17 protein-coding genes and 1 pseudogene are annotated in these 14135 nt (G+C 63.4%); 12 read left to right on the top strand and 6 right to left on the bottom strand.

All coding sequences use genetic code 11. The features are described from left to right. The first annotated feature begins 263 nt into the window (after positions 1-263). Positions 264-446 (top strand): hypothetical protein, encoded by a 183-nt coding sequence (locus tag SO180_RS10260; RefSeq protein WP_449378690.1) that lies wholly within the window; start codon positions 264-266, stop codon positions 444-446. Here the strand turns inward: SO180_RS10260 and SO180_RS10255 are convergent. The 6 genes and pseudogenes from SO180_RS10255 to SO180_RS10230 all read right to left on the bottom strand — a co-directional run bounded on the left by SO180_RS10255 (position 435) and on the right by SO180_RS10230 (position 3504). Then, positions 435-908 (bottom strand): DUF3147 family protein, encoded by a 474-nt coding sequence (locus SO180_RS10255; RefSeq protein ID WP_449378689.1) that lies wholly within the window; start codon positions 906-908, stop codon positions 435-437. The genes SO180_RS10260 and SO180_RS10255 overlap by 12 nt on opposite strands. Then, positions 908-1255 carry a DUF3147 family protein gene (locus tag SO180_RS10250; protein ID WP_449378688.1) on the bottom strand — a complete coding sequence of 116 codons (348 nt, stop codon included), beginning with the start codon at positions 1253-1255 and terminating at the stop codon, positions 908-910. Before SO180_RS10250 ends, SO180_RS10255 begins: the two co-directional genes overlap by 1 nt. Then, positions 1252-1821, bottom strand: coding sequence for a phosphatase PAP2 family protein (locus SO180_RS10245; protein WP_449378687.1), 570 nt, complete (start codon positions 1819-1821; stop codon positions 1252-1254). The genes SO180_RS10250 and SO180_RS10245 overlap by 4 nt, the downstream gene beginning before the upstream one ends. A 77-nt stretch (positions 1822-1898) precedes the next feature. Further along, positions 1899-2521: pseudogene (locus SO180_RS10240) on the bottom strand (SDR family oxidoreductase); the annotation flags it as partial. Positions 2522-2620: 99 nt separating this feature from the next. Further along, complete coding sequence (locus SO180_RS10235; RefSeq protein ID WP_449378686.1) at positions 2621-3175, bottom strand: DUF4142 domain-containing protein; 555 nt, start codon at positions 3173-3175, stop codon at positions 2621-2623. Between the two features lie 101 nt (positions 3176-3276). Beyond that, positions 3277-3504, bottom strand: coding sequence for a hypothetical protein (locus tag SO180_RS10230; RefSeq protein WP_449378685.1), 228 nt, complete (start codon positions 3502-3504; stop codon positions 3277-3279). Between the two features lie 189 nt (positions 3505-3693). Here SO180_RS10230 and SO180_RS10225 point away from each other — a divergent pair, with 189 nt between their 5' ends. The 11 genes from SO180_RS10225 (at position 3694) to SO180_RS10175 (ending at position 14029) form a co-directional block, all read left to right on the top strand. Beyond that, on the top strand, positions 3694-4053 hold the full coding sequence (locus SO180_RS10225; RefSeq protein WP_449378684.1) for a PRC-barrel domain-containing protein: 360 nt from the start codon (positions 3694-3696) through the stop codon (positions 4051-4053). 25 nt (positions 4054-4078) lie between these two features. Next, positions 4079-4237, top strand: a complete 159-nt coding sequence (locus SO180_RS10220) for a hypothetical protein (protein WP_283036784.1) — start codon at positions 4079-4081, stop codon at positions 4235-4237. Between the two features lie 368 nt (positions 4238-4605). After that, positions 4606-5634 carry an HlyD family secretion protein gene (locus tag SO180_RS10215; RefSeq protein WP_449378773.1) on the top strand — a complete coding sequence of 343 codons (1029 nt, stop codon included), beginning with the start codon at positions 4606-4608 and terminating at the stop codon, positions 5632-5634. Next, a complete protein-coding gene (locus SO180_RS10210) occupies positions 5631-7250 on the top strand; it encodes a DHA2 family efflux MFS transporter permease subunit (protein WP_449378683.1) in 1620 nt (539 codons plus the stop codon). The genes SO180_RS10215 and SO180_RS10210 overlap by 4 nt, the downstream gene beginning before the upstream one ends. A 211-nt stretch (positions 7251-7461) precedes the next feature. Then, positions 7462-8199 carry an SDR family oxidoreductase gene (locus SO180_RS10205; RefSeq protein ID WP_449378682.1) on the top strand — a complete coding sequence of 246 codons (738 nt, stop codon included), beginning with the start codon at positions 7462-7464 and terminating at the stop codon, positions 8197-8199. A gap of 61 nt (positions 8200-8260) precedes the next feature. Then, positions 8261-9262 (top strand): NAD(P)H-dependent flavin oxidoreductase, encoded by a 1002-nt coding sequence (locus SO180_RS10200; RefSeq protein WP_449378681.1) that lies wholly within the window; start codon positions 8261-8263, stop codon positions 9260-9262. A 150-nt stretch (positions 9263-9412) separates the two neighbouring features. After that, the gene (locus SO180_RS10195) at positions 9413-11008 is read left to right on the top strand and encodes a flavin monoamine oxidase family protein (protein WP_449378680.1); all 1596 of its coding nucleotides are present in this window, start codon (positions 9413-9415) and stop codon (positions 11006-11008) included. Beyond that, the gene (locus SO180_RS10190) at positions 11008-11430 is read left to right on the top strand and encodes a c-type cytochrome (RefSeq protein ID WP_449378679.1); all 423 of its coding nucleotides are present in this window, start codon (positions 11008-11010) and stop codon (positions 11428-11430) included. Before SO180_RS10195 ends, SO180_RS10190 begins: the two co-directional genes overlap by 1 nt. A gap of 23 nt (positions 11431-11453) precedes the next feature. Then, a complete protein-coding gene (locus tag SO180_RS10185) occupies positions 11454-11948 on the top strand; it encodes a RidA family protein (RefSeq protein WP_449378678.1) in 495 nt (164 codons plus the stop codon). Between the two features lie 94 nt (positions 11949-12042). Next, positions 12043-13482: a M20/M25/M40 family metallo-hydrolase gene (locus SO180_RS10180; protein ID WP_449378677.1), complete on the top strand. Its 1440-nt coding sequence runs from the start codon at positions 12043-12045 to the stop codon at positions 13480-13482. 136 nt (positions 13483-13618) lie between these two features. Continuing rightward, positions 13619-14029, top strand: a complete 411-nt coding sequence (locus SO180_RS10175; RefSeq protein ID WP_449378676.1) for a hypothetical protein — start codon at positions 13619-13621, stop codon at positions 14027-14029. Positions 14030-14135 lie beyond the last annotated feature (106 nt).

The following is a 14135-nucleotide window of genomic DNA, read 5'->3' as shown; positions in this document are numbered from 1 at the left end:
CCTCAAATTTCGCCAAATGAGTGAATTTATCACGCAAAATCAATAACTTATGTAATTGCGGGAGCGGCTATAAGTGTGCATGCTGGACTTCAATATCGCTCCAAGAAACTGGAGAGAAGCGATGCCCGATCAGGTCAGACTGCCGCGCAGACTATCCGAAGAGCCCGAGGCGCCGGAGCCGCGCCGGCCAAGTCATCGGAGGGTGATTGAGCAACTCGACCGGTGGGCCAATAGCCCGGGCCTGCAACCCCCACGAGGTCGCGATGCGGAAACGGAAACGTTCTGATCCCCACACATTCGAGCAACGGCTCGAAGAGCACCGTCGCCGGCTCGAGGACGAGCTTGCAAAACTGCGAGGTGGACGGCAGCGCGAGTTGCTTCTGGCGCGTCTCGAGCAGCTTCAGTCTGCCGCCGAGATGCACGAGTTTCTGTCACTACGACGCTAGCCGGTCGGCAGATGTGTGGCCGTGCTGCCGGTCATGGCGTGCGACGCGCAGCTTGCGACGCAGCCACCACATCGACACGGCAACGATTCCCCACGCGAGCAGCGCGACTGCGAAGGCCACTGCAACGCTTGCCAGGACGGTGATGTAGAACACAGCTGCGAAGGTGACGAGGCCGACGCTTCCCAATCCGGCGCCCGCGGCATCGAGTGCGGCAGCCTGTCGGCCACGTCTTTCGCCGCTCAGACCAGCCTTCTCCTTCTTGTGGCGTTCGTGGCGATCGATCAGCGTGGCGCTGGCACAGAAGATCGCGGGCAGCGCGAGGAACAGGCCGCCCACGGACGTACCGAATTGCTTGCCGATGAGACCGGCCAGGACGGTCGCGGCACCGCCGAGCACGAAACGGATGAGATATTCGTACCAATGCGTTTGCTTCAGGGATGACGTCGACAGCTTGACGGGCATCACGTGAATCCCCCGAAGCTCGTCAGCAGTCCGAACGCGACGGCGAGCCAGACGACGAAAGAGATGATCGTCGCGGACAGTGCCGCCATGTGCCATCGCATCAGCAATTGGCACACGACGAAGCTGTAGCAGGCGAGCGCAACGGCGCCATAGATCATTGTCCAGCTTTCGGCCGCGGCGTAAGTCGCGCCATGCTGGGCGACGGCAATGCCGAGTGTCGCCAGCGCGACCGAGGGTGCGGCGCTCAACAGGCCGGCAAAGCTCTTGGGCCGCAGCATGTCGCTCAGGATCGCGAAGGCGGATACGATCAGGCCTCCCGCAACGAAGCGTAGGACCTGCTCCGTCACGGCCGTTCCCGCGCATTGCGCTTCATGAGCGCGCGCGGTCTCAACAGCCGCTCGACCGCGGCGCCGAGCGCAAAGCCCGCCACCACGTCGCTCGCCCAATGCGCCAGCAGGACGATGCGTGTCAGCGACAGTCCGATGGCAACGGCGCGCAAAGCGCGACGCGGACCGCGCGGTAACAGGCCAGCAGCAGAGGCAAGCGCACCCATGTGAACGGCATGTCCGGATGGAAAGGCGTCGCGCGATTTCCCCGACATCGGAATGCCGCGGCGATGGCCGCGGATGGTGAGCCTGTCCGGCCTGGTCTGATCAAAGACCGATTTCAGAATATGCGGCAGCACCGCCGTCACGAGCGACACCGCAAGCACGTGGTTGGCAACCGGCCGCGCTGCCGGACGTCGCGTCGAGGCGTAGAGCCAGCCGGCGGCGGCGAGGGCCAGCAGCACGTGCTCGTCGGCGCCCCAAGTGAGGGCCTCCGCGGCCTCTTCCATGCGTGGGTTGGCATGAGCGGCGATTTCATCGGCGATCGCAATATCGATCCAGGTCGGCTTGACTGTAGCGAGTGCCATCGTTGGTCGGTCGGCGAAGGAGCTCCGTGTCAAGGTTGTAAAGCGGGGGCGCGAGCGAAGTTCCGCTTCCGTGGCCTTTAAGGCTGCCCCGATCCGCCCGCCGAACCATAGATCTGCCCCGTGGCGTAGCTCGCGTCCGCTGCGGCCAGCTGCACATAGATCGAGGCGAGTTCCGCCGGCTGGCCGGGACGACCCATCGGCGTCTGGCCGCCGAACTTTTCCAGCTTCCGCCGGAGACCTGAAGCGGCGTCCAGATCGGGCCTGGCGCGACGCCGTTGACGCGGATACCGCTTGGGCCAAGCTGCTTTGCCAGCGACTTGACGTAGTTCATCGTCGCCGCCTTGGTCCGTGCGTAGGGCGAGGGATCGTGGGCCTGCTCCGACGTGGTGCCGATGATGCAGGCCCCCGGCTTCAGATGCGGCAGCGCCGCCTTGATGATCCAGAACGGCGCGTAGATATTGGTCTTCATTGTCGCATCGAAATCATCCGAGGAGACATCGAGGATCGAGTCGCGTGCCTGCTGCCGCGCGGCGTTGCAGACGATGACGTCGAGCCCGCCGAGGCCCTGCATCGTGCGTTCGACGAGCTCCTTGCAGAACGTTTCGCTCCGAAGGTCGCCGGGAATGGCAATGCCGATGCGGCCTTCCTTCTTGATCAGCGTGATGACGTCCTGTGCATCCGGCTCCTCGTTCGGCACGTAGACGCGCGATGACGATATCTCATCGCGCTCTTAGTGCTTTTAGTTAAGAGGCGGTGAGATGCCGACAAGTCTGTCGGCATTCACAAAGCGGCGCAGTTCTCACTTTCTGGACTGGCCGACGCTCGGCGCCTTGCCGAGCTCCTGTGCCATGTCGAGATGGTGTTTCAGTGCGGGCAGCGTCTTGCTGGCCCAGTTCTTCAGCTCGGGATTGTCGCCGCCATTGGCATAGCGCTCGAACAACGATACCGCGTCCTTGTGTGCGCTGGCTTGGTAGGAGTCGTAATCCGAGCTGAAATCCTTGCCTGATGCGCCCTTGAGTTTGTCGAGCTTGCTCTGATGCGAGCTGTCGAGGATCGTCGGCACCGTCGCCTGGACCTTGCCGCTGCTGACGAGCTGCTTCAGCTCCGTCGAGGTCTTGGTGTGATCGGTCACCATCTGCTGCGCGAAGGTCTTCTCCTGCGCATTGCCCTTCTGCTCGGCGAGCTTGCTTGATTCGATTTCGAACATGTCGCTGATCGCAACTTCCTTGACGAAATCGGCCGTGGCGGGAGCCACGCCGAGCACCGAGTTCACGCCGGTTTTCTCGCCGACCGATTGCGCGAGCACGGGGCCTGCGAGCAGGCAACAGCCGACTGCGATCAGTGTGCGTCTCATGGTTCCTCATCCTCCGACTTGGCGGCGTTCAGAACGTGGTCGCCGCGCTGGTGTTGTGGGGCGACCAACATTCGGTTTGAGCGCTTGTTCCAATGCCCCCGCTAGTCAGTCGGATTGCGGCCGGTGCGCGGGTTGAGCGGCTTGGTCGGCGGCCGCCGTAGCCCTTCAGGCAGGAACGGCTCGCCGGCTTGCGCACTCGGCATCGCGCGCACGTCGGCGTAGCGCTGCGCCCTCTCATGCGGGGTCTCGTTGTTGTTAATCCGCCGCTTCACGTCGACGCCGCCGACGGGATCATTGACGCCATGCTGGATGTCGCGGAAGTCGCTCATGTCTCACTCCTTTCAAGGCAGGATGGATTCGAGCATATGGCGCGCGGTGCTCTTGAATTCGCGTCAGGGAAAACCGCTGCTTTTCAGCCTTGTTCCAGGCCGCGGCGGGGAACACGTGGCGGGAGCGCCGGAACGATCGCTTCGCGGTTTGGTTGATCCGCAAAAGCGAGTCTCAACGGAGATCTCACCATGATGGATCAAAGCGAAACAGGCGCGCTGATCGGCAGCGACAAGGTCGAGGGGACTTCGGTCTATGGCGTCGACCACAACAGGATCGGTTCGATCGAGCGCGTCATGATCGACAAGAAGAGCGGCAGGGTTTCTTACGCCGTGCTCGGGTTCGGCGGGTTCCTCGGGCTCGGCAACGATCACTATCCGCTGCCCTGGCAGTCTCTGAAATACGACACCGACCTCGGCGGCTACGTCACCGGCATCACCGCCAAGGAGTTGCGCGGTGCCCCACACTACGGCCAGGCCGCCGAGTGGAACTGGAGCGACGAGGCCAAGGTGCGCGCGCTGAACGCCTACTATGGCGTGCCGATCATCTAGCGCAAATTCCGAATAGGAGTTTCCGATGAGCAGGGAAAAGCCCACGGACGATCCCCGACAGCAAAACGACTGGGGATCGCATGCACAGACGGACAAGCCCTGGAAAGGCAATCCGGAGAAGGAACAGAGATCGGGCGAGGCGAAGCCCGATCTGGAGAAGTGGCACGAGAGCAAGACGCATTGACCGTGCGAGGGCCGGGGAGTTCGTCTCAACGGGCGAAAGCGCGCGCCACTTTGTCGGTGTCATCGCCCGGCGCGACCGGGCGATCCAGTATTCCAGAGACGGTTGTGGCTTCGCGGATGAGCCGCGGCGTACTGGAGGCCCCGGTCAACCGGGCATGACGGCGGTCGCACGCGTGAAATGCGGACGAGCTGTCAGTACGTCTGAACTAATCGAGGTACTGAATCGTGGATGCTCAAACACGAGCGCGTGGGCCGTCCGCGGAGCAGCCGCTGTTGCCGGAGCAGCCGCTGTTGCCCCCGCACAAGGACAGCCCCCAGGACGTCTCGAACAAGGCCCGCGAGGCGGCGGATGCATCACCCGCGCCCTCGTTGCGCGACCGCCTGCGCGAGCACTGGCTGCTCACGGCCGCGGGTGCCCTCGTCCTGGTCGCTCTGCTCGTGGCCGGCATCGTCTACTGGCTCAACATCCGGCACTTTGAATCGACCGACGATGCTTTTGTGGCCGCGCGCAGCTTTTCCGTCGCCTCGAAGGTCGCCGGCTACGTCACCGACGTCCCTGTCACCGACAACCAGCACGTCAATGCCGGCGATCTGCTGGCGCGGATCGACGAGCGCGACTATCGGATCGCGCTTGACCAGGCCGAGGCGCAGCTCGCGGCCTCGCAGGCCAATATCGGCAACGTCGAGGCCCAGATCGACTCCCAGAAGGAGCAGATCAACCAGGCCAAGGCACAGCTCGAACAGGCCCAGGCCCAGCTCAAATTCGCGCAGGAAGAGGACGCGCGGGCGCAGGATCTCGTCCAGAAGGGCGCCGGCACTGTTCAGCGCGCGCAGCAGACCCACTCTGACCTTCAGGCGCAGCAGGCCAACACCGAGCGTGCGAAGACTGCGGTAATCAGCGCCGAGCTCGGCATCAAGACGCTTGAGGCGCAGCTCGAAGGTGCGAAGGCGCAGGCGAAGCAGTCCGAGGCGCAGCGCGATCAGGCCAGGCTGAACGTCGACTACACCAGCGTGCTAGCGGCGCAGCCTGGGCGCGTCGTCAAGCTCAGCGGTGCCAAAGGCACCTACGTCACGCCGGGCCAGAGCTTGATGATGTTCGTGCCCGATGATGTCTGGATCGTTGCGAACTACAAGGAAACGCAGCTCAAGGACATGCGGCCTGGCCAGTCTGTCGAGATCCGCGTCGACGCCTATCCCGACCGCAAGCTCACTGGTCGCGTGGCGTCGGTGCAGCCGGGCTCCGGCACTGCATTCAGCCTCCTGCCGGCGGAGAACGCGACCGGCAATTACGTCAAGGTGGTGCAGCGCGTGCCCGTGAAGATCGTGGTCGACAGCTGGCCGGCCGATCTGCCGGTGGGACCGGGCATGTCGGTCGTGCCCTGGACGAAGGTGCGATGACCGACATCGCGCAGGGTGGCGCGGCGGCGGGTGGCTGGTCGCCGGAGCGCTCCGCGGCGGGCGGACACAATCCCTATCTGATCGCCTTCGTGGTCTCCATCGCCACCTTCATGGAGGTGCTCGACACCACCATCGCCAACGTCTCGCTACGCCACATCGCCGGCGGGCTCGCGGTCGGCCTCGACGAAAGTACCTACGTCATCACGAGCTACCTCGTCGCCAACGCCATCGTGCTGTCGATCTCGGGCTGGCTCTCCACCGTGATCGGCCGCAAGCGCTTCTACATGATGTGCGTTGCGACCTTTGCGGCGGCATCGCTGCTCTGCGGCTTCGCCTGGAGTCTCGAGGCTCTGGTGCTGTTCCGTATCTTGCAGGGTCTCGGTGGCGGCGGCATGGCTACGAGCGAGCAGGCAATCCTTGCCGACTCCTTTCCGCCTCACAAGCGCGGGCAGGCGTTCGCGATCTATGGCGTCGCCGTCGTGGTCGCGCCCGTGATCGGCCCGACGCTCGGCGGCTGGATCACCGACACCTATTCCTGGCATTGGGTGTTCTTGATCAACGTACCGATGGGCCTCGTCTCGTTGTTCCTGGTCGGCACGCTGGTGAAAGAACCATCCGGTGCGGAAGAGGAGAGGGCAGCCCTGCTCGCGAGAGGGCTACGTGTCGACTATATCGGATTTATTCTTGTCGCGGTCGGTCTTGGCTCGCTCGAATTCGTGCTCGATGAAGGCCAGCGCAACGATTGGTTCGGATCGAACATGATCGTCGCCTTTGCCTGTCTTTCCGCTTTTTGCCTGCTAGCGCTAGTTCCCTGGGAATTGCTGCGCGACGATCCCATCGTCGATATTCGCCTGCTCGGGCGGCGACAGTTCGGCGCCTGCTTCGTAGTCATGTTGGGCACCGGCGCGGTGCTGATCTCGACGACGCAGCTCATTCCGCAGCTCTTGCAGACCGAGCTGAACTACACGGCGATGCTTGCGGGCCTCGCTCTGTCGCCCGGCGGCGTCGCAACGCTGGTTCTGATGCCGGTGGTCGGCCGCCTCGTCAGCATGGTGCAGCCGAAATATCTCATCATGACGGGTGCGGCCATCTGCGCCGTCGCGATGTGGCATCTCACCGGACTCAACGGCGACATCACCTATGGCTATGCGGCGATGGCGCGCATCTTACTCGCCCTCGGTCTGCCCTTCCTGTTCCTGCCGGTGACGACGGCCTCTTATGATGGCGTGCCGCCGGACAAGACCAACCAGGCATCTGCGCTCATCAACGTCGCGCGCAATATCGGCGGCTCGATAGGCGTTGCGCTCGCGCAGACCATCCTGGCGCAGCGCCAGCAATTTCACCAGAGCCGGCTGATTGAGCATCTTGCGCCGTCCGATCTCGGCTATCAGCAGGGTGTGGATGCGATGACACGGTTCTTTCAGGCGCAAGGCTCGAATGCATCGGATGCGGCCTCGCAGGCGATCGCCTGGGTCGGCAGGACCTTGCAGCAGCAGGTCGACTTCCTCGCCTATATCGACGTGTTCTGGACGCTTGCGATCATCGCCGTCCTGATGATCCCCGTCGCTGCGATGCTTCGTCCGATCGACCTGCATGCCCCGGCGCGCGGGCATTAATTGCTTGGCCGTTCGCAACGGTCCAATGACCTAAGTCTGAAAAAGGAACTAATCTGAAAGATCAGGATATTTTGGCCTACTACCCTGGAAGTGCAGCGAAAATTTGACAGTTCTATTTTAGAACTATAGGTTTGCTGTCGATATCACCCGACGACCTGTGCTGCGTGGGCGGTCGATACCGCCACGGCGCAGCCCTCATGAGGAGGCGACCTTGTCCAAGCGAAACGCCACGGCTGCCATCATCGGCGCCGGCGATTATATCGGCGCCGAGATCGCGAAGAAGTTCGCATCTGAAGGCTTCACCGTTTTCGCCGGCCGTCGCAACGGCGACAAGCTCGCACCGCTGGTGAAGGACGTTGAAGCGGCCGGCGGCGAGATCCACGCCCGCTCGCTCGATGCGCGCAAGGAGGAGGAGATCATCTCCTTCCTCAATGACGCCGACAAGCACGCGCCGCTCGAGGTCTGCATCTTCAATGTCGGTGCCAACGTCAATTTTCCGATCCTCGACACCACCGAGCGCGTATTCCGCAAAGTCTGGGAGATGGCATGCTATTCCGGCTTCCTTGCCGGGCGCGAGGCGGCGCGGCTGATGCTGCCGCGTGGCGGAGGCAACATCTTCTTCACGGGCGCGACGGCCTCCTTGCGCGGCGGCAGCGGCTATGCGGCGTTCGCCAGCGCCAAGTTCGGCCTGCGCGCGGTCGCCCAGGCGATGGCGCGCGAACTAGGCCCGAAGAGCATCCACGTCGCGCATCTCATCATCGATTCCGGTGTCGATACCGAATGGGTGCGGCAGCGTCGCCTGGAGGCGCTCGGTCCCGATGCGCTCGACAATCCCGATCTCCTGATGCCGCCGGCCTCGGTCGCGGAGTCCTATTGGCAGCTCTATCAGCAGCCCAAGAGCGCCTGGACCTTCGAGATGGAGATCCGTCCCTTCGGAGAGAAATGGTGACCGTGGCGCGGATCTACGGCTAAACTCGCGCCAGACAAACATCCGGGAGGAGGACGCTTACGTGAAGACCGCGATCACCGAACTTTTCGGCATCGAGCACCCGATCATCCAGGGCGGCATGCATTTCGTCGGCTTTGCCGAGCTCGCCTCCGCCGTCTCCGACGCCGGCGGACTCGGCATCATCACCGGGCTCACCCAGAGGACGCCGGAGCTGCTCGCCAAGGAGATCGCGCGGTGCCGCGAGATGACCGACAAGCCGTTCGGCGTGAACCTCACTTTCCTCCCGACTTTCTCGGCACCGCCTTATCCCGAGTACATTGCAGCCATCGTCGAGGGTGGTGTCAGAATCGTCGAGACCGCGGGCCGCAGCCCGGAGCAATACATGCCGGCGCTGAAGGCAGCCGGCGTCAAGGTGATCCACAAATGCACTTCGGTGCGCCATTCCCTGAAGGCCGAGCGGATCGGCTGCGATGCGGTCAGCGTCGACGGCTTTGAATGCGGCGGCCATCCCGGCGAAGACGACATCCCCAACATGATCCTGCTGCCGCGCGCGGCGGAGGAGCTGAAGATCCCCTTCGTTGCCTCCGGCGGCATGGCCGACGGACGCAGCCTCGTCGCAGCACTTTCGCTGGGTGCCAGCGGCATGAACATGGGCACGCGCTTCATCGCCACCAAGGAAGCCCCGGTGCACCAGAACGTGAAGAACGCGCTGGTCGCAGCGAGCGAGCTCGATACCCGCCTGATCATGCGTGCGCTGCGCAACACCGAGCGCGTGCTGAAGAACGCCAATGTCGACCGTCTGCTGGAGATCGAGCGCGATAAGCGCGACAAATTGAAGATCGACGACATCCACGACCAGGTGGCTGGTGTCTATCCCAGAATCATGATCGAGGGCGAGATGGATGCCGGCGCCTGGAGCTGCGGCATGGTCGCAGGCCTCATCCACGACATTCCCTCCTGCAAGGAACTCGTCGACCGCATCATGAGCGAGGCCGACGAGATCATCCGCGACAGGCTGATGGGCTTCCTCGACGGCAAGGCGGCGGCGCGCAAGGTCGCGTGACGTTGAATTTGCGACCCAAACGATGAGGATCGCGATCAGCGATCCTCATCGCGCCGCGTCATGGCGAGCCGATCAACAACGCGTGTGTTGCCTCGCTCCGCGGCGTACTGTTTGCTGACGGGTCAGGACTGGGGCCTCTCCCGAAACGCCATGGACAGCGAACCCGTAACCGTCAGGCGACGTGATCTTCTTGCGTTGATCGGCACGGTAGCCGGCAGCGCTGCCATGTATCATGCGATGACGAGCCTCGGGCTCGCATCGGAATCGCGCTACAAGGGGCCGATCCGGCTGGAAGGCGATCCCAAAGGCGCCTCCGTGCTCGTGCTGGGCGCGGGCCTTGCCGGCATGACCGCGGCGCTGGAGTTGCGCAAGGCAGGCTACACAGTCCAGATCCTCGAATTCAACGGTCGTGCCGGCGGCCGCAATTGGACGCTGCGTGGCGGCGATGCCTTCACCGAGCTCGGCGGCCACAAGCAGGTGTGCGAGTTCGAGGATGGTCTCTATCTCAATCCCGGACCGTGGCGCATTCCCTATCATCACCGCGCGCTGCTCGATTACTGCAGGCGCCTGGGCGTCGCTCTCGAGCCGTTCAATCAGCTCAATCACAACGCCCTCTTGCATTCGGTGCGCGCCTTCGACGGCAAGCCGCAGCGCCTGCGCGCCGTAAAGGCGGATTTCCAGGGCCAGATCGCCGAGCTGCTCGCAAAGGTCACGCAGCAGGGCAAGCTCGACGAGACCGTCTCGAAGGAGGATCAGGAGATCCTGCTCCAGGCGCTGCGCTCCTGGGGCGCGCTCGATAATGGCTATGGCTACAAGGCAAATCTGATCTCGGCGGAATTCCGCGGCTACACCAAGGATCCCGGTGGCGGATTGACCGCGATGCCGGAGCCGAGCGAACCGGTGGGTCTGTCGGAAGTGCTGAAGTCGCGGCTCTGGCGCTATTTGCGCGGCTTTGCGCACTACAATTTTCAGACCACGATGTTCCAGCCGGTCGGCGGCATGGACATGATCGGCAAGGCCTTTACGAAGGAGGTCGGCGATCTCATCCGCTACAACGCCAAGGTGACGCAGATCCAGCAGGACGCGCGCGGCGTCACCGTCAGCTATGTCGATGCCAAGAAGCCCGGCGCGGTGCAGCAGGTCCATGCCGACTGGTGTGTCTGCACCATCCCGCTGACGATTCTGAGCCAATTGCCGCTTGACGTCAGCGCCGCCATGAAGTCGGCGATCGATGCCGTTCCCTATGCCGCTTCCGTCAAGATCGGCCTGCAATTCAAGCGTCGGTTCTGGGAGGAGGACGAGGCAATCTATGGCGGCATCAGCTACACCGATCTCCCGATCCGCCAGATCGCCTATCCGAACTATCACTACAACCGCGCCGGGCGCGGTGTGCTGCTCGGCGCCTATCTGTTCGACGGCCCTAACTCCTACGAATTCACTGCGATGTCGCCGGCCGAGCGGATCGCGCGCGCCGTCGAGTTCGGCGCCGTCATTCACCCGCAATACAAAAGCGAATTCGAAAATGGCATCGCCGTCGCATGGCACCGGGTGCCCTTCGTGCTCGGTTGCAGCGGCGACTGGAGCGACGAGACGCGCGCCGCGCACTACGACAACCTCTGTCAGATCGACGGCCGCATCGTGCTCGCGGGCGAGCACGCCTCCGCACTGCCGGCCTGGCAGGAGGGTGCGATCCTCTCCGCGCTTGACGCGATTGCGAGGCTGCATGACCGCGTGGTGAGAACATGATGAGTGAGGGTTTTCGATGGGAGCGATGGCCGGTGCGGCTTGCCTTGTCGGCCCTCATGATGCTGTCGGCAACCGCGCGGGCGCATGACGGTCCCGAAAACCGCATCTTCAGCTCGGGCTTCAATTTTGCGGAGACCACCGGCGAGGAGCTATTCGCCAATGTCTGCCAGGGCTGCCACATGCCGGATGCCGGCGGGGCCTCCGGCGCCGGCGCCTATCCGTCGCTCGTCGCCGACAAGAATCTGGAAGCGCGCGGCTATCCCGTCTATCTCGTGCTTAACGGCCGGCGCGCCATGCCTCCGTTCGGCGAGATGATGACGGATGCGCAGATCGCCGCCGTCGTGAATTATCTGCGCACGCATTTCGGCAATGCGTACGGCGATGCAGTGACGGCGAACGAGGTGAGGGACGCGCGTCGTTGACGTCCCGGCAAGAGGGGAAGCCAATGAAATTCACCACCGCGGCCGTCATTGGCGCGCTGCTTGCGATTGCCCATGCGGGCACGGCTCACGCCGAGGTCATCCGGCACCCCATTCCGAACTCGACCTTTCCGATCGCGCAGGCGGTGCAGGTCACCGGCAATGCCACGACCTATTATGTCAGCGGCCAGGTGCCGCCGGCCGCCAACAAGAATGCCGATCCTCAGAGCCGAGAGGCCTATGGCGACACCAAAACTCAGACTGTCGGCGTGCTCAACCGCATCAAAGGCATTTTGGAGGGGCTCGGCCTCACCATGGGCGATGTCGTCAAGATGCAGGTCTTCCTGGTGCACAATGCGTCGGCACCGATGGACTTCAAGGCCTTCATGGAGGGCTACACCCAATTTTACGGCGGCAGCCAGCCCAACCTTCCAGCCCGTTCGGTGGTTGGCGTCGCTGCGCTTGCCAATCCCGGCTTCCTGGTCGAGATCGAGGTGATCGCGGTGAAGGACGCGAAATAAGACGGGGGCGGTTGCAAAAACGGCAGAACGATCGCGCTTGCCAAAGCGCGCCTCCGCTGTCTGAATTCAGCGAGGCTGCATTCTGGAGCACGCGATGAAGACGACGATCACCAACAACGGTGTTTCAGGCCGGAACGCGCTCATCCTGGTGGCGTGCGCGGCCCTGCTGCTCACCGGCGGGGCGGTGGCTGCAGAAGGCCTGAGCCCGCAGCAACAGCTTTCCCATGACGTTTACAAGGAACTCGTTGAGATCGACACCACCACCGCGACCGGCGACACCGCACGCGCGGCCGAAGCGATGGCGGCGCGACTGAAGGCGGCGGGCTTTCCCGATTCGGACGTCCACGTCTTCTCGCCCGCGCCGCGCAAGGGCAATCTTGTCGGCCGTCTGCACGGCAGCAGTGCACGCAGGCCGATCCTGCTGGTCGCGCATCTCGACGTCGTGCCGGCACTGCGGGAGGACTGGTCGGTCGATCCGTTCAAGTTCACCGAGAAGGACGGCTACTACTACGGTCGCGGCACGGCCGACGACAAGTATATGGCGTCCGCCTTCATCACCAGCATGATTCGTTTCAAGCAGGAGGGCTACAAGCCCGACCGCGACATCATCGTCGCGCTGGAGACGGACGAGGAGATATTTGACCGAGACGGTCTCGGCATTCAGTGGCTGATCCGGAACAAGCGCGACCTCATCGACGCCGAATTCGCGCTCAACGAGGGCGCCGGCGTAGGCCTGAAGGACGGCAAGCCGATCCGCGTCGGCGTCCAGACCAGCGAAAAGATCCCCGTCAGCTTCCAGCTCGACGTCACCGATCCCGGTGGTCACAGCTCGGTGCCGCGCAAGAGCAACGCGATCTACAAGCTCGCCGAAGGCCTGGTGCGCCTGTCCAAGTTCAGTTTCCCGCTCAAGCTGAACGCGACAACGCGCGGCTATTTCGAAAAGAGCGCGCAGTTCGAGAACGAACAGACCGCGGCCGACATGCGCGCCGTGATGTCGGACAAGCCAGATCCGGCGGCGCTGTCCTTTGTCCGGCTCGCTGCGAACCCCGTCTACAACGCCCAGCTCCGCACCACCTGTGTTGCGACGATGCTCCAGGGCGGGCATGCCATCAACGCGCTGCCGCAGTCGGCGAGCGCCAAGGTGAATTGCCGCATCATGCCGGGCGAACCGGTCGAGGAGATCAAGGCGACGTTGGAGCAGGTGCTGGCGGATCCCGACATCAAGCTGACGCAGATCGATACGGCTGTCATCAGCGCCCCCAGCGAGCTGCACGAGGAGATCATAGGCGCGATCGAGAAGCTCTCGGGCGAATTCTACCCCGGCGCCATCGTGCTCCCGGTCATGAGTTCCGGCGCCACCGACGGCAGCTACCTGCGCAATGCGGGCATCCCGACCTACGGCCATTCGGGCATGGCGATCGACATTGGGGAAAACCGCATCCATGGCAAGGACGAGCGTGTTCCCGTGGCGTCGTTCTACAAGGGACAGGAGTATCTCTATCGGTTGGTCAAGATGCTGGCCGGAGGTTCCTGAGCCTGCGAAAGGCCTGTGACTCGGGGGATCGACTTCGGCGGCCGCTAACCCTGATGACAATCTGCCGCTGGAAATCCGCCTCGCGCCTCCTAAATAAGGGTAAAATTGCCCTTAGTTGAATTTCAGGAGGCTGTTCTTGGTCCTGAAAGGTGTTTCTTTCGGCCTCGCCACCGCGCTCGTGCTGGCATGCAGCAACGCGGCGATGGCTGACGACTACAAGCCTCACGAATATCTCGGCCTCGATCTCTCCAAGGCGGTGCTGTCGCCGAAACGGCTTGGGCCGACGACGCAGTTCGCGCCGGTCCAGGTGGAAGCAAGAAGTGACGCGGCGCGTGCCGTGCCTGACGTCACGCCGAAGACGGTCGCGACCGAGCGCGTGAAGGCGCCGGAGCAGCGGGTTGCTCGCGCGAAGAGCGCGCAACCGCGTGGCGTTGCCCGCACCAAGCTTGCGCATCGGCACACGAATCCGCTGGACGCGCAGGCTATGGACGCTCGCGTCCAGACCTGGCCGTGCAGGTCGGGCGGCATCTGCAACTGGAAACGTTGACGCGCAGCGTCATCCGTCCGTCGCAAAACGGTGGGCGCGGAGTCAAAAAACCGTCGGCTTGGAGTCAAGGAGCGCAGGCACCTTTCGTCGCGATTCGACGAAGGTT

Source organism: Bradyrhizobium sp. UFLA05-112, from assembly GCF_053572325.1.
This window is presented reverse-complemented; position numbering and strand designations above follow the sequence as displayed.